This is a genomic window from Micromonospora sp. NPDC049275, from assembly GCF_043197115.1.
Classification (GTDB): Bacteria; Actinomycetota; Actinomycetes; order Mycobacteriales; family Micromonosporaceae; genus Micromonospora.
Window position 1 is genome coordinate 731,402 of record NZ_JBICSN010000002.1, and the last position, 21,779, is coordinate 753,180.

Sequence of the window (21,779 nt, forward strand, 5' to 3'; positions counted from 1 at the left end):
GTCAGCCGTCCTCGGCGATCGGGCCGGCCCACTCGCCCGGGTCGTCGGGCACCCGTCGCACGGTCAGCTCGCCCAGACACACGTCGCGCCACCAGTCGACGCTCGTCGGGTCCGGCTCGTCCGCGCACAGCAGCGTGACGTCGCCCGCGTACGGGGAACTGCCGTAGCCGTCGCCGTCGACCGGGTCGGCGATCACCAGGGTCGCGACGTCCACCCCGGACTCGGTGAGCTGCCGGGCCAGCTCCAGCGCCAGCACCCCGGCCGCGCTCCGACCCACCAGCACGAGTTCCCCGGCCGACACGTGCCCGGCCAGCGCGCTCGTGTAGTCGGCGGCGAGGCGTTGCACAAGCGGCGCCGGGTCGAGACCCGCGTAGCGGTGCAGTCCGCCGTCCACGATCCCGCACACCGCCCCGGTGGCGGCCAGCCGCTCGGCCAGCCCGGCGTACCCGTCGAGGCCGCCACTGCCGTCGTGCACCAGCACGTAGCGGGGCGGGCCCTCACCGGCCAGCGCCACCACCTCGCCGGTGTCGCTGACGGTCGGCTCCTCGTCGGGTCGGACGCTGCCCACGGCAGCCAGGTGATCGGCCAGGTCCGCGACGCTCGGGTGCTCCAGGATCCGGCGCAGCAGCTCGTCGAAGAAGACGTCGGCGGCGGCCGGTACCCGCTCGGCGAGCTGACCGGCGAGTTTCGCGGCGAGCAGCGAGTCACCGCCGAGGGCGAAGAAGTCCGCGTCCCGTCCGACCCGTTCCACCCGCAGCACGTCGGCCCAGACGGCTGCGATCTGCTCCTCCAGCTCGGTGAGCGGGGCCGTGGCGCTCGCCTCGGGACCGGCGGTCGTGGCCGCCACCAGCCGGCGTACGGCCGCCCGGTCCAGTTTGCCGTTGGCCGTGCGGGGCAGGTCGTCGACGACCTGCAGCACGCCCGGGATCATGTAGTCGGGCAGCCGGTCGGCCAGGTGCGCCCGCAGCTCGTCGGGAACGACCCGCCGCCGGTCGGCCTTCACCCGCGCGGCGATGATCCGCATGCCGAGCCCGGCCATCGGGTCGGCGGCCGACGGCAGGTCGAGCACGGGCGACGCCCCGGCGTCGGCGAGCAGGCCGCGCCACTCGTCGCCGGTGAGGAACGTGCGGTCGGTGCCCCGGCGCAGGTCGGCGAAGTCGCCGAGGTCGTCGTCGAGCCGCACCAGCAGCTCCAGTGACGTCATGATCTGGTAGTGCTCCCGGGTCATCTCCAGCAGCACCAGGTGCCCGCCGGGGGCGAGCAGGCCGCGCAGCCGGGCCAGCGTGGCCGGCACGTCCCGGGTGGCGTGCAGGACGTCGCCGGCGATCACGATGTCGGCGCTGTTCGGGGCCATGCCCTGCCCGGCCAGGTCGGCGTCGAGGTCGAGCTGCGCGAACCGCAGCCCCGGCCGGTCGGCGAAGCGTTGCCGGCCGGCGCCGAGGAAGAACGCGGACAGGTCGGTGTAGAGGTAGTCGACGTCGAGGCCGTCCAGGGCGTCGAGCACCGCAGCTGTCGTACCGCCGGACCCGGCGCCGACCTCGACGATGCGCACCGGCCCGTCCAACCGCTCGGCCAGCGACCGGACGGTCGCCGCCGCGACCGCGTTGGCCCACCTGTTGAACAGGGCGTCGGCGTAGAGGTTGTCCGACACGGCCAGTTCGCCGCCGGGAAAGAGCAGCGCCAGGGGGTCCTCGTCGCCGCGCAGCAGCGCCGGCAGCGCCGTGGCGCTGGCCTGGAAGTAGCGGACCAGTTCGGGGGACTCGCCGACCGCCGCCGCCCGCTCGGCCACCGCGTCCCAGGCCCGCGCGGCAGGTGGTGGCGCGCCGGCCAGCCGGTAGCCGTCGTCGTCGTGGCGCAGCACCCCGCTGTCGGTGAGCGCCCGCAGCCAGCGGCGCAGCAGCCGGCGGTGCCGGGGCGCGACGCGGGTGGCGGCGTACACCTCGGGCAGGCTGTGCGGGCGGTCGTCGAGCGCGAGGCCGGCGGCGCGCAGGGTGTCCAGCATGGCGGCGAGGCCGAGAGAGTCCAGCTCGTGCAGGTACGCCTCGTAGGCCCCCAGGTCGGTGCCGGCCACCAGCGCGGACCCGGCCACGGTGGGTCCGGCCGGGTCGACCGGCTGCCCACTGCCGGGCTCGACCGCGGCGGGCTGGACGACGGCGGCCAGTCGCCTCTCCAGTGGCGAGTCTCCGTCGACCACCGCGATGGCTCCGCCCACCCCCGGGTGTGCGAGCAGCGCCGACTCGACCTCGGCCAGCTCGATCCGATGGCCACGGATCTTGACCTGGAAGTCCTCCCGGCCGAGGAACTCGATGGTCCCGTCGGGTCGGTAGCGGCCCAGGTCGCCGGTGCGATACAAGCGTTCGCCTGTGGACGGGTCGGTGACGAACCGCTCGGCGGTGCGGGCCTCGTCGCCGAGGTAGCCCAACGCCAGCCCGGCGCCGCCGATGTACAGCTCCCCGGCGACCCAGTCCGGGCGGGGCCGCAGCGCGGCGTCGCGGACGTGCCAGCTTTGGTTGGTAAGCGGCACCCCGTACGGGATGCTGCGCCAGGACGCGTCGACCCGCCCGATCGGGTGGATGATCGACCAGATGGCGGCCTCGGTCGCGCCGCCGAGGCTGACCACTGCCAGACCGGGGACGAGATCGCGGATCTGGTCCGGCAGCGTGACCGGGATCCAGTCGCCGCTGAGCAGGGCCAGCCGCAGCGAGGGGATCCGGACCATCGGCGCGGCCGCGAGGTAGTCGGCGAGCATCTGCAACTGCGCCGGCACCGAGTTCCAGAGGGTCACCTCGTTCTCGGCGACCAGCTCCGCCCAGTGGGTGGGATCGCCCCGCCGCTGCGGCGCGGGCAGCACCAGCGCCGCGCCTACCGCCGGCGGGCCGAACAGGTCGTAGACGGACAGGTCGAAGCCCAGACTGGCCAGGCCGAGGACACGGTCGTCGGGCGTCACGTCGAACCGGGCGTTGATGTCCGCCACGGTGTTCAGGGCCGCCCGGTGGGTGATCACCACGCCCTTCGGGGTGCCCGTCGACCCGGAGGTGTGGATGACGTACGCGCGGTCGTCCGGGCCGACCGTGCGGGCCGGCAGGGCCGTCGGCGCCGGCCCGTCGCAGTCGTCCACAGCGATCGGCGTCACAGGCTCCGGCCAGTCGCCGGCCACCCGGTCGGCCTCGGTGAGGACGTGCCGGATCCCCGCGCCGTCGAGGATCAGGTCGCGGCGCACGGGCGGCTGATTGGTGTCGACGGGCACGTACGCCCCACCGGCCAGCAGGACGCCGAACACCGCCACCACCTGCCGCCAGCCCTTCTCGGCGACCACCGCGACCAGGTCCCCGGGCCGGCAGCCGGCCTCGACGAGCCGCGCGGCCACCGCCGTGGCACGGCCGGTGAGCTGCCGGTACGTGAGGGTGCCGTCGGCGGCCACCACGGCCACCCGGTCCGGGGTCCGCAGCGCCTGGGCGAGCACCCCCTCGTGCAGCAGCCCGTCGGGCAGCGGCGCGCCGGTGTCGTTGACCTCGGCGCGGCGGCGGGCGCTCGCCTCGGGCAGCGCCACCGGGGCCAGCTCCTCCCACGCCTCGTCGGTGCCCGCCAGCCGGCGCAGCAGCGCGGCGTACGCGGCGAACATCTCGTCGACGACACCGTCGGGGAAGACTCCTTCGCGGACGTCCCAGTTGGTGGCCAGCCCACCGGAGCGCTCGATGTTCTGGCAGTCGATCCACACCTGCGGGGTCTGGCTGATGCCGTACCCCAGTTCACCGAAGCCCTCCACGCCTGTGTCGCCGCCCAGCCCGATGGCGCTGGTGAAGACGATGGGCATCAGCGCGGCGTCGGCGCCCCGGCGGCGGGCCAGCTCACGGACGACGTCGACGCCGGAGAACCGGCGGTGGTCCAGGTCGGACCAGAGCTGCGCCTGGATGCGCTTGGCCCGTTCCTGCACCGGCGCGTCCGGGCTCTGCTCCACGGCGAGCAGGCTGACCGAGGTGAAGTCGCCGACGATCCGGTCCACCTGCGGGTGCGTGGGCGTCCGGTTGAGCAGGGTGACGTCGACTGTGAAGCGCGGGTGCACGCTCCACGCGGCGAGCACCTCGACGTACGCGGCGAGCACCGCGCCGGACGGGCTGATGCCGTGCTGCCCGGCGCGCTGGCGCAACCCGGCCCACTCGGTCGGGTCGAGCCGCAGGTCGAGGCGGCGGAAGCGGGGCGGCGCGGCCGTGGCCTCACCGCGCAGGGGCAGCTCCGGCGCCGGGGGCAGGTCGTCGAGCCGGGCCAGCCACCAGTCCCGGTCGGCGTCGTGGCGGGGGCCGCCGCGCAGCGGCTCGGTGGCCAGCAGGTGGTCGCGGAACGTCAGCGTCAGCTCGTCGCTGGGCGGGTCACCGGCGTAGCGGCGGCCCAGCTCGTCGAGCAGGATGTTGATGCTGACGAAGTCGCAGACCAGGAAGTCGATCGAGAAGTGCAGGACGCAGCGCTGCGGGCCGCGGGTGACCCGCAGCGCGAACAGCGGCCACTGCTGCGGGTCGTAGCGGCGGTGGTCCAGCTCCGCCCGGGTGGCGGCCACCGCGTCGGCGAAGCCGGCCGCTTCGGCGTCGCGCACCTCGATCCGGTACGCCGGCACGTCGGGTCGTACCTGCTGGGAGCCGTCGCGGTTGACGACGGCCCGCAGCATGTCGTGCCGGGCGACGACCTCGTGCCAGGCGCGTTCCAGCCGGTCCACGTCCAGCTCGGCAAAGGTCAGCTCGCCGTAGCCGTGGCAGCCGACCCCGCCGTAGGCGAAGCTGTCGCCCCGCCCGAGCAGGTACGCGCTCTGCACGTCGGTGAGCGGGAACGGCTCGTACCGCTGCTCGGGGTGCGCCACGGCGGTGGGCGCGGCGGCGTCGCGCAGCACGGCCAGCACCTGCTCCTTGTGCTGGCGGAGCGCGGCGCGGCGCTGGTCGGTGAGAACGCCTGTGGGTGCCCGGAAGCGGAGCTGGCCGTCCTCCTCCCAGAGGTGGACGCCGACCTGCGCCAGTTCGGCGATGAGGTCCTGCCCGTTCATATCGCCCCTTCCTCGTACGTGCCGGCGGCGTGCTGCACGGCGGTGGCCAGGTCCGCGATGGTCGGTCGGTCGAGCAGGCCCCGCATCGGCAGGTCGACGCCGTAGCGTTCGCGCAGCACGGCCAGCAGCCGGGTGGCGAGCAGGCTGTCCCCGCCGAGGCTGAAGAAGTTGCGGGTGCGGCCGGGAACGGGGCTGTTCAGCAGTTCCGCCCAGAGCGCGCCGAGGTCGCTCTCCAGGCCGGCGTGGGGTGGCTCGTCGGGCGGTGCGGCGTCTCCGCTGGCGAGCAGGGTGGCCACCGCGCCCCGGTCGATCTTGCCGTTTCCGCTCAGCGGCAGCGCGTCGAGCACTGCGACGTGCTCGGGGACCATGTACGCGGGCAGCCGCTCGACGACGAACGCGCCCGTGGCGTCCGGGTCGAGGGTGACGCCCGCCTCCGGTACGACGGCGGCGGCGAGCCGGCGGGTGCTGGTACCCACGGCCACCACCACCGCCTCGCGCACCCCGGGGCAGTCGGTCAGGGCCGCCTCGACCTCGCCCAGCTCGATGCGATGCCCCCGGATCTTGACCTGGAAGTCCGCCCGCCCCAGGAATTCCAACGTGCCGTCCGGCCAGTACCGACCCAGGTCACCGGTGCGATACCAGCGCATTCCGTCGTGTGTCACGAACCGCTGCGCGGTGCGCTCCGGATCCCCCCGGTAGCCGGCCGCGACTCCCGCTCCGCCGATCCACAGTTCACCGACCACCCAGTCGGGGCAGTCCCGTCCCCGCCCGTCCACGACCCGGTAACGCTGGTTGGGCAGTGGGAAGCCGTACGGGATGGACCGCCAGTGCGCCGGCACCTCCCCCACGTCGAACGCGTTGGACCAGATGCCCGCCTCGGTGGCGCCGCCGAGGGCGGTGAGCCGGGCGTCGGGTCGGCGGGCGACCAGCCGGTCGCGCAGGTCCAGGCCGACCCAGTCGCCGGAGACCAGGGCGTGCCGCAACGCGCCGAGCGGTTCGTCGGCGGCCGCGGTGAGCAGCATGTCGAGCAGGGCCGGCACGGTGTTCCAGATGGTGACGTCGTGCTCGTTGACGAGCCGCAGCCAGGCGCGGGCGTCGCGTCGCTGCCCCTCCTCGACGAGCACCACCGCGCCGCCGACGCCGAGCAGGGCGAAGGTGTCGTACACCGAGAGGTCGAAGTCCAGCGCCGACACGGCGAGGACCCGGTCGTCCGGGCCGAGGCGCAGCCGGTCGTTGACCGCCGCGATGGTGTTTCCGGCCGCCGCGTGGGACACCTCGACGCCCTTGGGCTCGCCGGTGGAGCCGGAGGTGAAGATGACGTACGCCAGCGCAGCCGGGTCCACCGGGACGCAGCCGTCCAGGGCCGGGCCGCCGTCGCCGGCCGGGTCGAGCCCGCCCGCGCCGATGACAGTCTTCACGTCGGCGCGGGTGAGGATCCGCTCCCGGCGGACGACCGGCTGGTCGACGCCGACAGGCACGTACACGCCACCGGCGGCGAGCACACCCAGCACGGCGACGACCTGGTCGACGCCCTTGGGCAGGCAGACCCCCACCGCGTCCCCCGGAGCGACCCCGGCCCGCGTCAGCGCCCCGGCCAGGGTCAACGCCCGAGCGGCCAGGTCCCCGTAGGACACCGACACCCCGTCGCCGAGCAGCGCCACCCGATCAGGCTCCCGGGCCGCCCGGGTGAAGAACCCGTCGTGCAGCAGGCCGGGCGGTATCGGCGCGGCTGTCGCGTTGACCCGCTCGCGCACGGCCCGCTGCCCGGCGGGCAGCCCGACCGGCACCTGCCGCGCCCAGTTCCCGGCCGCGAGGGTGGTCAGCAGTTCGACGTACGCGGCGAACATCGTCTCCACCACGTCGGGCGGGAACAGCTCCGCCACCACGTCCCAGTTGATGCTCAGGCCACCGTCGCGTTCCATGACCTGGTTGTCCAGCCACACCTGCGGGGTCTGCGAGGCGCCCCAGATCTGCTCGCCGAACGGAAGGGACATGCTCACCAGTTCGTCGCTGATGCCCAGCGCGCTGGTGAAGACCACGGGCATCGCGGCGGCAGGGGCGCCGGTGCGCCGGGCGATCTCCCGCAGCACCCAGATGGCGGAGACGGCGTTGTGCTCCATGCCGTCCCACATGCGCTCCTGTAGTCGGCGTACCAGGGTCAGGAAGTCGTCGGCCGCGCCGGGGCGGTGGCCGACGAGCAGCAGCGAGGTGAAGTCACCGAGCACGTGGTCGATGTCGGGGTGCACCTCGCGGCGGTCGAAGAGGGTCAGGTTGAGGGTGAGGTCCGGCCGCGCGCTGAAGGCGGAGAGCACCTCGGCGTACGCGGTGGCGAGCACCGCGGCCGGGCTCACCCCGTGGGCGCGGGCGGCGTCGACCAGGGCGGCCCACTCGGTGGGGTCGAGCCGCGCCGCGTGACGGACGAAGCGGGGCGCGCGCACCCGATCGGGGTCGACGGCGAGCGGCAGTTGCGGTGCCGGGGGCATCTCCGCGGCCTGCGCCGACCAGTAGCGCTGATCGGCCTCGACTGTCGCCTCGTCCGGCCGGGCGGTGAGGACGTAGTCGCGAAACGACACGCCGATCGGGCGCAGCGGCGCGTCGAGGTCGACGTAGAGGGCGGAGAGTTCGGCGAAGACTGTCACGATGCTGAGCGCGTCGAGCACGATGTAGTCGAAGCTGAACGCCAGCCGGACGCGACGTTCGCCGTACCGAACGGCCTCGATGGCGACCAGCGGCCAGCGGGTCGGGTCGGCGACCCGGTGTGACAGCCGGTCGCGCAGGTCGGTGAGCGCTGCCTCGCCCTCGTCGACCGGAATGGTCACCTCGGGCACCTCGGGTTGGACGCGTTGGCGTCCGTCGGCGTCGAAGACGGCTCGCAGCATCTCGTGCCGGCGGACCAGTCGGTTCCAGGCCGTGGTGAGCCGGTCGAGGTCCACGTCCTCGCCGTCGAATTCCCAGTACCAGTGGGAGCCGACCTCACCGAGGGCGAAGTCGCCGTTGCGGCCCATCCAGTACGCCCGCTGCACGTCGGTCGCGGGGAACGGCTCGTGGCGGTTCGCCGGGTCGGCGACGAAGGTCCCGCTCAGCGCGGCGCCGCTGTCGAGGCGTACGCCGGCGGCGAACCCGGCGAGGGTCGGCTCGGCGAAGAGGCGGCGCAGTTGCCCGCCGGCCAGCCCGGCCGAGCGCATCCGCCCGAGCAGGCGGGTGGCGAGCAGGCTGTCCCCGCCGAGGGTGAAGAAGCTGTCGGTGCGGCCGACTGTCGGCACGCCGAGCAGGTCGGCCCAGAGGGTGGCCAGCGCCGTCTCGACCGGCCCGGCGGGCGGCTCGACAGTCGTGGAGCGGCCGGCGCCCTCGGCGAGCCGTCGTGCCAGCGCGGGCCGGTCGATCTTGCCGTTGCCGCTCAGCGGCAGCGCGTCGAGCACGGCGACGTAATCGGGCACCATGTACGCGGGCAACCGGTCGACGACGAACGCCCGTACGGTCTCCGGGTCCACCTCGGACGCGGACGGTACGACGGCGGCGGCGAGCCGGCGGGTGCTGGCACCCACGGCCACCACGACTGCCTCGCGTACGCCGGGGCAGTCGGTCAGGGCGGCCTCGACCTCGCCCAACTCGATGCGGTGCCCGCGGATCTTGACCTGGAAGTCGGCCCGCCCGAGGAACTCCAGGGTGCCGTCCGGCCAGTAGCGGCCCAGGTCACCGGTGCGGTACCAGCGCGTCCCGTCGTGTGTCACGAACCGCTGCGCGGTGCGCTCCGGGTCCCCCCGGTAGCCGGCCGCCACCCCCGATCCGCCGATCCACAACTCGCCGACCACCCAGTCCGGGCAGTCCCGTCCCCGCCCGTCCACCACGCGACAGCGCTGGTTCGGCAGCGGAACCCCGTACGGGATGGACCGCCAGTGCGCCGGCACGTCGCCCACCTCGAAGACCGTCGAGTGGATGGCGGTCTCGGTGGTGCCGCCCAGGGCGACGAGCCGGGCGTCGGGGCGCAGCGCCACCAGGCGGTCGCGCAGGTCCAGGCCGACCCAGTCGCCGCCGAGCAGCGCCAGCCGCAGGTGGTCCAGCCCACCCTCGGTCTCGGCGGCGGTCAGCAGCATGTCCAGCAGCGCGGGAACCGACTGCCAGACGGTGACCCGGTGCGTGTCGACGAGCCGCCGCCAGGCGCTCGCGTCGCGGCGCTGCTCCTCGCCGATCAGCACCACCGCCCCGCCGACGCCGAGGAGCGCGAAGATGTCGAACACCGACAGGTCGAAGTCCAGCGCCGACACGGCGAGGACCCGGTCGTCCGCGTCGATGTCGAACCGTTGGCGGATGGCCTCGATGGTGGTGCCCGCGGCCGAGTGCGGCACCTCGACGCCCTTGGGTTCGCCCGTGGAGCCGGAGGTGAAGATGACGTACGCGACCGACGTCGGGTCACCGGGCAGGCGGCCGGGCAGGGCCGGGCCGCCGTCACCGGCCGGGTCGAGCCCGCCCGCGCCGATGACCGTCTCCACGCCGGCCCGCTGCCAGATCCGGTCCCGCCGGGCGGTCGGCTGGTCCACGCCGACAGGCACGTACACCCCGCCGGCGGCGAGCACGCCCAGCACGGCGACGACCTGGTCGACGCCCTTGGGCAGACACACACCCACCGCGTCCCCCGACGCGACGCCGGCCCGCGCCAGCGTCCCGGCCAGCGTCAACGCCCGCCCGGCCAGGTCGCCATAGGACACCGACACACCATCGCCGAGCAGCGCCACCCGCGCCGGCTCGCGCGCCGCCCGGTCGAAGAACCCGTCGTGCAGCAGGCCGGGCGTGATCGGCGCGGCTGTCGCGTTGACCCGCTCGCGCACCGCCCGCTGCTCCCCCGGCAGCAGGTCGCCCGGCGGCGCGGCCCAGTCGCCGTCCACCAGCCCGGTGAGCAGCCGGACGTACGCGGCGAACATCGCCTCCGACACACCCGGCGGGAACAGCTCCGCCACCACGTCCCAGTTGAGGTACAGGCCGCCCTCGCGCTCGGTGACCTGGTTGTCCAGCCACACCTGCGGGGTCTGCGACGACGTCCACACCGGGTCGCCGAAGCACTCCCGCACGTCGGCGCCGAAGAGGTCGCCGAGGCTGAGCGCGCTGGTGAACACCACGGGCGCGAGCACGGCCCGGTCGGAGCGGGCGCGGGCCAGGTCGCGCAGCACGTCCACCCCGGAGTACGCGCTGTGCGCCACGTCCCGGGCGAACTGCTCGCCCAGACGGCGGGCGCGGTCGACGAACGGCACCTCGTCGGTGGCGTCGACCTCCAGCAGCAGCAGGTTGGTGAAGTCCCCGCTGAGCAACGGCACATCCGGGTGGTACGGCGTCCGGTCGTACAGCGGCAGGTTGAGCAGGAAGCGTTGCCGGCTGCTGAAGGCGGCCAGGACCTCGGCGAAGGCCGTCAGGAACACCATCGACAGGGTGACGCCGTGCTCGCGGGCGCGGACGGCGAGCCGGTCCCGGTCGGCGCCGGAGAGCCAGTGGTGATGGCGGACGACCCGGTGCCCGCTGACCCGTTCCGGGGCCACGGCCACCGGCAGGTCGGGCCCGCCGGGCAGGTCGGGCACCCGCTGACGCCAGTAGTCGGCGGCGGCCTCGCGGGCGTCGGCCCGCCGTCGCTCGTGGGTGGCCAGGTAGCGGGGATAGCTGTAGTCGATGGGCGGCAGCGGCTCGTCGGGCCGGCGGTAGAGGCTTGCAAGGTCGGCGAGGAGCACCCGGAAGCTGTGCGCGTCGGCGACCAGCATCTCGATCTCCACGTGCACCCGGCTCGCCCCGTCGGGCAGCAGGCAGAGCTGGATGTCGAACACCTCGCCCCGGTCCACCCGCAGGGTGCGGTGCGACAGGGTGGCGCGCAGGTCGGCGAGCCGTCGGTCCCGCTCGTACGCGGGCAGGTCCCGCAGGTCGTGCACGGTCAGGCCGGGCCAGGCGCCGTCCGGGGTGATCTGCTGCCGACCGTCGTCGAGGAAGCGGGCCCGCAGCATGTCGTGGCGGCGCACCAGGGCTCGGATGGCCCCCTCCAGCCGGTCGGGGTCCACCTGCCGGCCGTCGAACTCGTTGTAGAAGTGCGCCCCCACACCGCCGAGGGCCTGCTCACCGGCCCGCCCGACCCAGTACGCGTGCTGCATGGTCGCCAGGGCGAACGGCTCGTCCGGATCGACCGTGGGCTCGTCGTCGGCGGCAGCCGGTGCCGTTGCGGGCGTCGACGAAGGGTGGGCCAGCGCGTGCCACTGCCGGACGGTGCGCAGCTCGATGAGTTGGGCGAAGGTGAGACCCGCGCCGGCCCAGCGGGCGGCGAGTCGCATCAGCCCGATCGAGTCGAGGCCGCGCTCCAGCAGATCCTCGTCGGGTGACACCGGCTCGTCGAGCAGCGACGCGACGTCGTCGCACATGCCGTCGAGGGTCAGCGTGGTGAGCACTGGCATGTCTCCTCCCGACTCCTCAGGCGCGGGGAACGCGGATCGAGCGGTCGGCGAACCCGATGAGGTCCAGCCGCTCCAGGCCCTCGCGGACCCGGGGAGTCAGTAGGCCGATGTTGGACAACGCGGTGACCACGCGGGCGAAGATGGCCTGCCGATACTTGATCATCAGCTCGTTGTGGGCGGCGAAGTCGACGCCCTCGCCGCGGTCCACCTCGATGCGTTCCCAGACGTCCTCCAGCAGGAACCGGCGGCGCATCAGGCTCGCGGAGTCGAGCACCATGTCCTCGCGGTCGGCCAGCTCGGCGCTTGTCATCTCCCGGTAGATGCCCTCCAACGACAGCACCCCGAACGACACGTGCCGGGCCTCGTCGCGGGCCACGAGGCGGGTGATGTCGCAGATGAGGCGGTCGTGGAAGGTGCTGTTGGCCAGCCGGAACGCGGCCATCGCCAGGGCCTCGACCACGATCTGCATGCCCAGCGCGGTGATGTCCCAGCGGGAGTCGGAGAGCAGGTCCTCGATCAGCTCGGACAGCGCCGGGTTGATCGGGTACGGGTGTGGCACCTTCTCGCGCAGGTAGCGGGAGAACGCCTCGACGTGCCGGGCCTCGTCGGCGGCCTGACTCGCGGCGTAGTACTTGCTGTCGATGTCGGGCACGACCTCGACCAGGCGCGCGGCGACCACCAGGGCGCCCTGCTCACCGTGCAGGAACTGGCTCACCATCCACGACTGCAGCTCCCAGCGGAACGTGTCCCACATGGGGCGGCCGCGCCGCGCCAGCGGGGACGCCTCGAACGACGCCATGGCGAACGCGGAGTCGTCGGGCAACGGCTCACCGAACGGCACCTCGATCGACCAGTCGACATCGGTGCTGGCGTTCCACTGCGCGCTCTTGGCCCGTTCGTAGAGGGAGAGCACCCGGGGCATCTCGGACTCGTAGTGCCACGTCAGCTGCGCGTGCACGGGGGTGGTCACCGACAGACCAGACATGCGCCCAAGGTACCGAGAGAGAACACAAGATGCCAGACCCTTGATGACAGATACAAAGACGAGCGGTACCGTCGTGGCGTGGCCCCCCGACCCGTACCGGCCTCCGTGGGACAGCGGCTGCTCGGCATCATCGAGCACTACCGGGCGGACCACGGGGCGTTGACCTGCCCGCTGCTGTGCCGCCTCACCGGCACTGTCGACCTGGGCGCGCTGGAGCGGGCGCTCACCGCGTTGACCGCGCGGCACGAGGCGCTGCGGACCACTGTCGTGGGACGCGGACCACGGGTGTCCCAGCTCGTGCACGATCCGCGACCCGTCGAGCTGCGGGTGGTCGACCTGCGCGACGAGCCGGGTCCGCGTGCCGCCGCCGACGCCGCCGTCACCACCGAGCTGGCCACCCGGGTGGACGTCACACAGTGGCCGACCCGGGCCACCGCCTGGCGGGTCGACGACCACGAGGTGATCGCGTGCTTCACGATGCACCACCTGGTCACCGACGCGTGGTCGTGCGGGCTGCTCTTCGAGGAGCTGCACGCCCTCTACGCCGACGCGTCGGCCGAGCTGCCCCCGGTGCGCTGGCAGTACCCGCAGTTCGTGGCCTGGCAGGAGGGCCGGCTGGCCGGCACGGAGCTGGACCGGCACCGCGAGTTCTGGCGCGGTCAGCTGACCGGGCTGCGGTTGCCGCGTCTGCCGTACCGCGAGCCACCCCCGGACGCCACCCCGGGCGTGCTGGCCCGCGACCTGGACGCCGAGGTCGCCGACGGGCTGCGCGCCCTGGCCCGGCGACACCGCACGACGCTGTTCACAGTGGCCCTGGCCGTCTACTACGCCGTCCTGCACCGCGTCACCGGCCAGGGCGACCTCGCCGTCGCCTCGCTGTTCGCCAACCGCGCCCGGCCGGAGAGTCAACGCACCGTCGGGTTCTGCGCCAACATGGTGGTGCTGCGCACCCGGCTGCCACCGTTCGCCACCTTCGCGGCCCTGCTCCAGGCGACGCACGCGACGACAGCCGCCGCCTTCGCCAACCAGGAGCAGCCCTACCAGGCCGTCGCCACGGGCAGCGCCAACCTGGGCGGCCGGGTCGACGACGTGGTGTTCCAGATGATGGCCGAGCTGTCCCACCGCGTACGCGTCGGCGACACCGAGTTCGAGTTGCTCGTCCCCGAGGCGATCGGCAGCCGCTTCGGCACCGAGCTGGCGATCGCCCCGCGCGGCGACGGCCTGCGGGTGGTCCTGTTCCACACGCCACGGCTGGCCCCGGCCGACGCCGTACGCCTGCTCGACGGCTATGTCGCCGTGGCACGGGCGGTCGTGGGTAACCCGTCCGCGTCGCTGTCGACGCTGCTGCGCCGCTAGGGCCTACGGCACCGGCCGAGCGGCTTTCCCCAGGCGCTAGCCCGCGACCAGCTCGGCCCCGCGTTCGCCGATCATGATGCTGGTCAACGCGGCCGGCGCGCGCAGCGGCACCGGCACGATGCTGGCGTCGACGACCCGCAGGTTGGCCACCCCGCGCACCCGGCACCGCCCGTCGACGACCGCGCCCGGGTCGCCGGTCGCGCCCATCCGCGCGCCGCCGACCAGGTTCAACCGGCTGTACGTGGTGGCGCGCAACAGGTGGTCGAGCTGCTCGTCGTCGCCCATGACCGCGTCGTCGACGAGCGCGAACCGGGAGACCGTCTTGGTGAACGCGGCCTGGTTGGCGATCTCCCACGCGTGCCGGTACGCGTCGCGCATCCGGGCGAGGTCACCCTCGGCGGTGTAGAACCCGAGGTCGACCACGGGTGCGCTCGCCCCGTCGGCGTCCCGTACCGAGATCCGTCCGCGCGAGGCCATCGCCATGTCGCCGATCATCACGGTGTTGACCTGGTCGACGCCGATGATCCGGTCCAGTCCCGCGCCGGGGCCCCGCGACGTGCTCATGCCTGTGAACAGGCTCAGGTAGAACGCGTGGTCGACCTCGTGACCCGGGATGCCGGCGAGCCGCGCGATGAGCTGCGTACGCGGCCAGTCGCCGCCGATCGTCTCCGGCTCGGGCACGACCAGGATGATCGCGCCGGGCTGGTCGATCACGTCCGCGCCCACACCGGGCAGGTCGACGAGCGGCGTGACGCCGGCCGCGCGCAGCTCGTCGGCGGGGCCGATCCCCGAGCGCAGCAGCAGAGCCGGGCTGTACGGCGAGCCGGCGCAGAGGATCACCTCGCCGGCGTCGATCCGCTCCCCCGCGACCTGCACACCCACCGCCCGCCCGCCGTCGAGCAGCACGCGCTCGACCTCGGCGTCGCCGCGGACGACCAGATTGGACCGCGACCGGGCCGGATCGAGGTGGGTGAGGGCTGTGGACATCCGCAGCCGGTCGCGCCGGTTCTGCGGATACATCCCGATGCCGACGGCGTCGGGGGCGTTCATGTCCTCCTGGTAGTCGTGGCCCAGGCCGAGCGTGGCCTGCAGGAAGCCGTCCATCGCCGGCGTCAGCTCACCGCGCGGCCACCTGGTGATCGGGACGGGCCCGTCGGCGCCGTGGTGGTCACGGTCGCCGAACTGCTGGTCGGCCTCCAACCGGCGAAACGCCGGGAGCACCGCCGGCCAGTCCCACTCGGGCAGGCCGCGCGCGCCCCACGAGACGAAGTCGGCTGCCGGGGCCCGCATCGCGCCGCGGTCGTTGATCTGCGTCGAGCCGCCGACCACCCGGCCGCGTCGCAGCGGCGCATCCCGACCGTCGACGACTGTCGCCCGCAGATCCCAGTCGAAGCCGTCCTCGGCCTCCACCGAGCCCGTCCGCAACGCCTCGGGCACCGCGGCCCCGACGAGGTCCGGGCCGGCCTCCAGCAGCAACACGGAACGGCCCGGCTCCTCGCTCAGGCGGGCCGCGAGCACCGCGCCGGCCGCGCCCGCGCCGACGACCACGAAATCGTAGCGAAGCATGGGCTCAGCGTAGCCGAATACGCGACATGCCAGGACGCATCACATGTGCTATCCGCGATTCTTCATTAGACTCTCGTGTATGAGCAGAGGCCCGGAAGTCATCCCCACCCTGCGCTACCGCGACGCGCCGGCCGCCATCGGGTGGCTTGTCGACGTCGTCGGTTTTCGCGCCGAGCTGGTCGTCCCCGGCCCGGACGACTCCATCAGTCACGCGCAGCTGACCTGGGGAAACGGCATGGTCATGCTCGCCTCCCAGACGGACGGCAGCGACGGCCGGCTCGTTCTGGACAGCGGGCCCGCGTCGACCTATGTGGTGCTCGACGACGTGGCGGCGCACTACGAACGGGTCATCGCGGCGGGCGCCGAGGTCGTGCAGAAGCTGCGCGACGAGGACTACGGCGGCCAGGGCTACTCGGTCCGCGACGCCGAGGGCAACCTGTGGAGCTTCGGCTCCTACCGCCCCGGCTCGTCCTGACCGCCGACGGTTGAGCCGCCAGGGCGGCGGGTCAGCCGTCCAGCAACAGCCCGGCCAGCTCGGCCCGCGCGTCGGCGACCGTGCCGTCGAAGGTCGCCAGCCACCACGCCCTGCGGTACCAGTGGTGCAGCGGCTGCTCCCAGGTGAAGCCGCTGCCCCCGTAGGTCTGGATGGCGACCTCGCAGGCGTTGAGCGCGGCCTCCCGGGCGGCCACGTTGGCCGTGAGCACCGCCTGGTCGGCGACCCGGCCCGTCTCCTCGTCGACCGTCCACGCCGCCCGGTAGGCAAGCGAGCGGGCCGTCTCGACCTGTCCGTAGCACTCGGCGAGGGGGTGTGCGACCGCCTGGTTGGCGCCGATCGGCGCGCCGAACTGGGTGCGGGTGGCGGCGTATGCGCCGGCCCAGACGAGGGCCCTCGCCGCCACGCCGACGGCCTCGGCGGCGAGCAGCGCCAGGGCCCGCCGCCGGGTGAGCGCGAGCACGTCGGCGGCGGCGTCCGCGGCCACGAGGAGCGTCGAGGGTACGCCGGTCAGCTCCACTGTCGAGACGGGGCGGCTCGGGTCGAGCGCCTGTCCGCCGGCACCGGCCGGTGTCACCCGCACGGCGGACGCGTCGACCAGGCGCAGCTCCACTCCGTACGCCCCGGTCACGGCCACGACCAGGTCCACCGCGTCGACCGCGTGCGGCACACGGATCGCGCGCCCGGTAAGCGTCCCGTCGCCGGCGACGGCGCAGCCGACACCCGGGTTGTCCGTCGACGACGTCCCGGCGCGGGCGACGGTGCCCACTGACGGACGGGCGGCCGTCGCGGCGGGGTCGGTGCCCGTCGAGCGGGCTGCCGTCGCGGCGGGGTCGGTGCCCGTCGGTCGGCGGGCGGCGGCCACCGCCTCGGCGAGGGTGCCGGGGCCGTTCTCCCACGCCCAGGCCAGGGTGGCGGGGGCGGAGACCGGCCGGCCGGCCGCCCGCAGCGCCGGGCCGGCCAGGCCCACTGTGGCCCACCAGGGTGACTGGCCACGCGCCCAGCCGAACTGTTCGGCGAGCAGCGCCAGCTCGACGGTGCCCAGCTCGGCGTCGAGCCAGCCCAGGTCGGCGATCTCGGCCCAGGCAACCCGCCCGTCGGCGGTGGGCCTGTCGTCGGCGAGGTACTTCGCCGCGGTGTCCCGCAGCGCCTCCTGCTCACCTGTCAGTGCGAAGTCCATCGGATCTCCCCTCGTCGTGGGCGAGTCGGCGGTCAGTACGACCGGGGCAGGCCCAGTACGCGCTCGGCGACCAGGTTGCGCAGCACCTCGGAGGTGCCGCCCTCGATGGTGTTGGCCCGGCTGCGCAGCATCTGGTGTCGCCAGTAGCGGTCCCACCCGTCGGGTTCGGCGTCGCCGCCGAGCAGGTGCACCGCGAGGGTGGTGAGCCGCTGGTGCGCCTCCGACCAGCGCAGTTTGATCACCGACGTCTCCGGACCGGGCACCCCGGTACGCGCCAACGCGGCCAGCCCCCGCCGGTTGGTCCAGCGCAGACCCTCCAACTCGACGTAGCGGGCGGCGATCTGGTCGCGTACCAGAGGGTCGGTGTCCCGGCCCCGGGCCTTCGCTGTCGCGACGAGGCGGCGGAACGCCACGTCCAGCCGGGCGGTCAGGGTGAACCCGAAGGTGCCGCGCTCGTGGGCGAGGGTGGTCATCGCGACCCGCCACCCGTCGTCGAGGGCGCCGACCACCGCGTCGAGCGGCACCCGCACCTCGTCGAACTCGATCTCGGCGAACTCGGCCTCGCCGGTCAGCTGACGGATCGGTCGGACCGTGACGCCGGCCGAGCGCAGGTCCACCAGCAGGCAGGACAGCCCTCGGTGGCGGCGCTGTTCGGGGTCGGTGCGCGCCAGGAGCAGGCAGTGGTCGGCGAGGTGGGCGTACGACGACCACACCTTGCGCCCGGTCACCACCAGCTCGTCGCCGTCGCGGCGCGCGACGGTCCGCACGGCGGACAGGTCGCTGCCGGCCTCCGGCTCGGAGAAACCCTGACAGAAGATGATCTCCCCGGTGAGAATGCGGGGCAGGTACCAGGCGCGCTGCTCGGGCGACCCGCAGGCGATGATGGTCGGCCCGACCATGCCCAGGCCGATGACTCCGATGTGCTCGGTGGCCTCGGCCCGGGCCGTCTCCTCCAGGTAGATCGCCTGGCACGCCGGGGACAACCCGCGTCCGCCGTGCTCGGCCGGCCAGGTCAGGCCCGCGTACCCGGCGTCGTGCAGCGCGCGGGTGTACGACCGCACCGCCTCGATGTCGCCCCACCGGCCCTGCGGCGGCGCTCCGTCCGGGCCGGTGGCCACCGGCACCGCGCCCGCCAACCAGGCACGCAGGCCCGCCCGGAACTCGGCCTCCTCGGCGCTGTCACGCAGATCCATGCGCCGCATCGTACTCGTATCTGCTTTTGATCTGCAGTATCTTGTTTTCACGCGTCCCAACGCCGGAAGGGGTCCTCGATGGCCAGTCTCGCGGACGACGCCGCGGTACGACAGACCGCGTCCGGCCAGTACCGGGCCCACCTCTGCGAGGACTGGTCGGTGTGGGGGCCCAACGGCGGTTACCTGGCCGCGATCGCGCTGCGCGCGGCGGGCGAGGAGGCCGGTGGCATGTTGCCGGTGAGCCTGAGCTGCCAGTTCCTCGCGCCGCCGCGCTACGGCGACGTCGACGTCGAGGTCGCCCGGGTGCACGGCACCCGCCGTGCCGCCGCCCTGCACGTCACCCTGCGCCAGCGCGGCCGGATCCTGCTCACCGCGCACGTCTGGACCATCGCCGCCGGCCTGCTCGGCCCCGAGCGGCGCTGGATGCCACCACCGGACCTGCCCAAGCCCGACGAGCTGCCCACCCTTGTCGAGTTGATGCGCCGCGACGGCCTGCCGGTGCTGCCGATCTGGGAACGGTGCTACGAGGTACGGCTGGCCGGCTGGCCGGCGGGCGGCTGGCAGCCGCAACGCGACGGCGTGCCGACCATCCGGGGCTGGCTGCGGCTGCACGAGGAGCTGCCCGCCGGCGCGGACCCGTGGCTGGCGGCGGCCCGACTGGTCTTCGCCGTCGACGTGGTGCAGTTCCCGGCGGTGGTGCAGGCGTTCGAGCGGACCACGTTCATGGCGCCGAGCATGGATCTGTACGTGGGTTTCCAGGGCGGCGACGACGGCACCGGCTGGCTGCTGGTGGAGGGCGAGGCGGCCGCCGCCACCGGTGGGGTGCTCGGCGCCCGCGCCCGCGTCTGGTCCGACAGCGGGCTGTTGCTGGCCACCGGCGGGCAGCAGATGCTGTACCGGATGGCCAGCCCGGTCTGACCGGCCCGTGAGGGGCCGCGCGGCCCGTCAACGACCCGCGCGGCCCCTCAGCGATCCGCGCGGTTCTTCAGCGGTCCGCGCGGCGGCCGAACCGCCGCACCGCCACCAGCAGGCAGACCGTGCCCAATCCGAGCACCCACGCGAGGGTCTGCAGCACCGGCCACAGCACCGGCCCGCCGCTGGACAGGCCGACGAGCGCCTCGGTGGCGACCGAGAACGGGTTGGCCCGCACCACCGGCTGCACCACCGAGGGGAACGCCGACACCGGCACGAACCCCGAGGAGAAGATGAACAGCAGGGTCGCCGGGCCGGTCAGAGACGGCGGCAGCGACTCCTCGTCACCGGGACCGGAGCCCCGCCACAACGCGATCGCCGCCCACAGCAGGCCGAACAGCGCGATCACCGCGAAGAAACCGACGACGGCAAGGGGCCCCTCCCGGAACCGGAAACCCAGCAGCATGGCCACGCCGGTGGTGAGGGCTCCGATCGCGACGATGCGCAGCACGTCACCGGCGACCCGACCGGCCAGCAGCGCCCCCGGCGCCACCGGCATGGTGCGCAGCCGGTCGACAAGCCCACCGCGCAGGTCGCGCAGGAAACCGACGGCGCTCGACGGCGACCCGAACGCGGCGGTGGACAGCACCACGAGCGGGGCCAACCGCTCCAGGTAGTGCTGGCGATCGCCGTCGCCGACGATCCGACCGAACACCGCGTACTGGGTGAGCAGGAGCAGCACCGGGAACGCGAACGCGTAGATCAACGCGGGCGGCGCCCGGAAGAACCGGCGAAGGTTACGCCCGGCGAACAGCGAGGCCTGCGTGACGGTACTCATCGGCTCCTCCGAAACGAACGTGCCGCGGCCAACCCGAACAGCAGCCCCAGGACCACCAGCCAGACGAGGGCCGGCCACACCCTCTCGTCGGCGCCCTCGGTGGACAGCGCCCGCAACGCGTCGACCTGGGCGGAGAACGGCGACACCTCGACCACCGGTTGCAGCCAGCCCGGAAACGCGTCGACGGGCACGAAGGCGGTGGAGACCGTGGTGAGCACCAGGTACGGCAGGGTCAGCGCCGAGTACACCTGCTCGGGGTCGCGGGCGCCCAGCCCCAGAGCCGCGCAGCCGGCCGCGAGCACCACCGCGAAGCCAACCGCCAGCACGACGAAGCCCGCGGCGCCTGCCGCCCCGGCGGTGAACCGGAAACCGACGAGCACCGCGGCGATGAGGATCACCGCCACCGCGACGGCGGCGCGGGCCGCGTCCACCACGAGCCGGGCCAGCGGCACCACGACCGCGCTCATCGGCAACGTCCGGTACCGGGAGATCAGGCCGCTGCGGGCGTCGCCGGCGATCATGTAGCAGGCCGACATGGCGACGAGGGCGGTGGTCTGCACGACGATCGCGGGCGGGAGGAACTGCTCGTAGGCGATCCCGTAGTCGGACATCAGCCGCTGGAAGACCACCATGAAGCCCGCGAAGAACGTCAGCGGGAAGACGACTGTCAGGCCGACCGAGCGGCCCGCGCGCGCCTGCCGCAGATTGCGGGCGGCCAGGACCGCGAACTGCCGCAGCCCGCTGGCCGCCACCGCCGTCGTGGTGCTCACCGGCCGGCCCCCGCCGCGTCCACGTCGACAGCCTTCTCGGCGTCGACGGACCCGGTCAGGGAGAGGAACACCTCGTCCAGGGTGGGCCGCCGCACGGTGACGTCGTCGGCCTCCACACCCGCCGACTCCAACCGCCGCACCACCTCGGTAAGCGTGCCGGAGCCGGCGGCCAGCCGCAGCACGTCCTCGTCCTCGGTCAGCCCCTCGAACACCGCGCCGAGTTGCTCCGCGGCGACCGCCCGCGCCCGCGGGTCCTCGATGCGCACCTCGCAGACCGCGCCACCGAGCTGACGCTTGAGCTCGTCCGGGGTGCCCTCGGCGGCGACCCGGCCGTGGTCGATGAGCAGCACCCGCCCGGCCAACTGGTCGGCTTCTTCCAGATACTGCGTGGTGAGCAGCACGGCCGTGCCGCCGTCGCGCAACTCCCGGACGACCTCCCACAGGGCCCGCCGGCTGCGCGGATCCAGGCCGGTGGTCGGCTCGTCGAGGATCAGCACGGGCCTGTCGACCACCAGGCTCGCGGCCAGGTCGAGGCGGCGGCGCAACCCACCGGAGTACGTGCGTACCGCCTTGCCCGCCACCTCACCCAGGTCGAAGCGGTCGATCAGCTCGTCCGCGCGGGCGGTGGCCGGCTGCCGACCCAGCCCGAGCAGCCGACCGAACAGCACCAGGTTCTCCCGGCCGGTCAGCAACTCGTCGAGGGCCGCGAACTGCCCGGTGACCGCGATGCTGCGGCGCACCTCGGCGCCCTGCGCGACGACGTCGAAGCCGGCGACGCGGGCGGTGCCGGAATCGGGCTTCAGCAGCGTGGTGAGACAGTGGATAGTGGTGGTCTTGCCCGCGCCATTGGGTCCGAGCAGGCCGACCACCTCACCGGCGGCCACCTCGAAGCTCACCCCGTCGACCGCCGCCGTCGCGCCGAACGACCGGCGCAGGTCGCTGACCTGGATCAACTCTTGTGACATCGCACCACCCTCATGCCAGGAATCCCGGAACCATATCAACGCTTGTCTTGGTAAAGCCAGATACGAGAAC

12 protein-coding genes are annotated in these 21,779 nt (G+C 73.7%); 3 read left to right on the top strand and 9 right to left on the bottom strand.

The features are described from left to right. Position 1 precedes the first annotated feature (1 nt). From ACGFIE_RS08840 to ACGFIE_RS08850, 3 genes are read right to left on the bottom strand one after another with little or no spacing between them, the layout of a single operon-like run. A complete protein-coding gene (locus tag ACGFIE_RS08840) occupies positions 2-5,029 on the bottom strand; it encodes an amino acid adenylation domain-containing protein (protein WP_393292585.1) in 5,028 nt (1,675 codons plus the stop codon). Then, a complete protein-coding gene (locus ACGFIE_RS08845) occupies positions 5,026-11,451 on the bottom strand; it encodes an amino acid adenylation domain-containing protein (protein ID WP_393292588.1) in 6,426 nt (2,141 codons plus the stop codon). The genes ACGFIE_RS08840 and ACGFIE_RS08845 overlap by 4 nt, the downstream gene beginning before the upstream one ends. A 16-nt stretch (positions 11,452-11,467) precedes the next feature. Beyond that, a complete protein-coding gene (locus tag ACGFIE_RS08850) occupies positions 11,468-12,436 on the bottom strand; it encodes a ferritin-like domain-containing protein (protein ID WP_344360584.1) in 969 nt (322 codons plus the stop codon). A gap of 78 nt (positions 12,437-12,514) precedes the next feature. On the opposite strand from ACGFIE_RS08850, the gene ACGFIE_RS08855 reads away from it, so the two are divergent. Further along, on the top strand, positions 12,515-13,792 hold the full coding sequence (locus ACGFIE_RS08855) for a condensation domain-containing protein (RefSeq protein WP_393292590.1): 1,278 nt from the start codon (positions 12,515-12,517) through the stop codon (positions 13,790-13,792). Positions 13,793-13,828: 36 nt separating this feature from the next. Here ACGFIE_RS08855 and ACGFIE_RS08860 read toward each other — a convergent pair whose 3' ends face one another. Then, positions 13,829-15,358 carry a GMC family oxidoreductase gene (locus ACGFIE_RS08860; RefSeq protein ID WP_393292592.1) on the bottom strand — a complete coding sequence of 510 codons (1,530 nt, stop codon included), beginning with the start codon at positions 15,356-15,358 and terminating at the stop codon, positions 13,829-13,831. 79 nt (positions 15,359-15,437) lie between these two features. Between ACGFIE_RS08860 and ACGFIE_RS08865 the strand changes: the two genes are divergently transcribed. After that, a complete protein-coding gene (locus tag ACGFIE_RS08865) occupies positions 15,438-15,833 on the top strand; it encodes a VOC family protein (protein WP_393292594.1) in 396 nt (131 codons plus the stop codon). A 31-nt stretch (positions 15,834-15,864) separates the two neighbouring features. Here the strand turns inward: ACGFIE_RS08865 and ACGFIE_RS08870 are convergent, their stop codons facing one another. Both ACGFIE_RS08870 and ACGFIE_RS08875 read right to left on the bottom strand, forming a co-directional pair. Then, positions 15,865-17,031, bottom strand: a complete 1,167-nt coding sequence (locus ACGFIE_RS08870) for an acyl-CoA dehydrogenase family protein (RefSeq protein WP_393292596.1) — start codon at positions 17,029-17,031, stop codon at positions 15,865-15,867. A 32-nt stretch (positions 17,032-17,063) separates the two neighbouring features. Continuing rightward, positions 17,064-18,224, bottom strand: a complete 1,161-nt coding sequence (locus ACGFIE_RS08875; RefSeq protein WP_393292598.1) for an acyl-CoA dehydrogenase family protein — start codon at positions 18,222-18,224, stop codon at positions 17,064-17,066. Between the two features lie 78 nt (positions 18,225-18,302). Here ACGFIE_RS08875 and ACGFIE_RS08880 point away from each other — a divergent pair, with 78 nt between their 5' ends. Beyond that, positions 18,303-19,142 (top strand): acyl-CoA thioesterase, encoded by an 840-nt coding sequence (locus ACGFIE_RS08880; protein WP_393292600.1) that lies wholly within the window; start codon positions 18,303-18,305, stop codon positions 19,140-19,142. Positions 19,143-19,209: 67 nt separating this feature from the next. Here ACGFIE_RS08880 and ACGFIE_RS08885 read toward each other — a convergent pair whose 3' ends face one another. From ACGFIE_RS08885 to ACGFIE_RS08895, 3 genes are read right to left on the bottom strand one after another with little or no spacing between them, the layout of a single operon-like run. Beyond that, the gene (locus ACGFIE_RS08885; RefSeq protein WP_393292602.1) at positions 19,210-19,974 is read right to left on the bottom strand and encodes an ABC transporter permease; all 765 of its coding nucleotides are present in this window, start codon (positions 19,972-19,974) and stop codon (positions 19,210-19,212) included. After that, positions 19,971-20,744 (bottom strand): ABC transporter permease, encoded by a 774-nt coding sequence (locus tag ACGFIE_RS08890; RefSeq protein WP_363686026.1) that lies wholly within the window; start codon positions 20,742-20,744, stop codon positions 19,971-19,973. Before ACGFIE_RS08890 ends, ACGFIE_RS08885 begins: the two co-directional genes overlap by 4 nt. Then, positions 20,741-21,709 (bottom strand): ATP-binding cassette domain-containing protein, encoded by a 969-nt coding sequence (locus ACGFIE_RS08895; RefSeq protein WP_393292603.1) that lies wholly within the window; start codon positions 21,707-21,709, stop codon positions 20,741-20,743. The genes ACGFIE_RS08890 and ACGFIE_RS08895 overlap by 4 nt, the downstream gene beginning before the upstream one ends. Between the last annotated feature and the right edge of the window lie 70 nt (positions 21,710-21,779).

Bases quoted from the DNA above. Each gene is read 5' to 3' on its own strand.
- ACGFIE_RS08845 (WP_393292588.1), bottom strand. From the start codon at position 11,451: ATGCCAGTGCTCACCACGCTGACCCTCGACGGCATGTGCGACGACGTC.
- ACGFIE_RS08850 (WP_344360584.1), bottom strand. From the start codon at position 12,436: ATGTCTGGTCTGTCGGTGACCACCCCCGTGCACGCGCAGCTGACGTGG.
- ACGFIE_RS08865 (WP_393292594.1), top strand. From the start codon at position 15,438: ATGAGCAGAGGCCCGGAAGTCATCCCCACCCTGCGCTACCGCGACGCG.
- ACGFIE_RS08895 (WP_393292603.1), bottom strand. From the start codon at position 21,709: ATGTCACAAGAGTTGATCCAGGTCAGCGACCTGCGCCGGTCGTTCGGC.
- ACGFIE_RS08870 (WP_393292596.1), bottom strand. From the start codon at position 17,031: ATGGACTTCGCACTGACAGGTGAGCAGGAGGCGCTGCGGGACACCGCG.
- ACGFIE_RS08875 (WP_393292598.1), bottom strand. From the start codon at position 18,224: ATGGATCTGCGTGACAGCGCCGAGGAGGCCGAGTTCCGGGCGGGCCTG.
- ACGFIE_RS08860 (WP_393292592.1), bottom strand. From the start codon at position 15,358: ATGCTTCGCTACGATTTCGTGGTCGTCGGCGCGGGCGCGGCCGGCGCG.
- ACGFIE_RS08885 (WP_393292602.1), bottom strand. From the start codon at position 19,974: ATGAGTACCGTCACGCAGGCCTCGCTGTTCGCCGGGCGTAACCTTCGC.
- ACGFIE_RS08840 (WP_393292585.1), bottom strand. From the start codon at position 5,029: ATGAACGGGCAGGACCTCATCGCCGAACTGGCGCAGGTCGGCGTCCAC.
- ACGFIE_RS08880 (WP_393292600.1), top strand. From the start codon at position 18,303: ATGGCCAGTCTCGCGGACGACGCCGCGGTACGACAGACCGCGTCCGGC.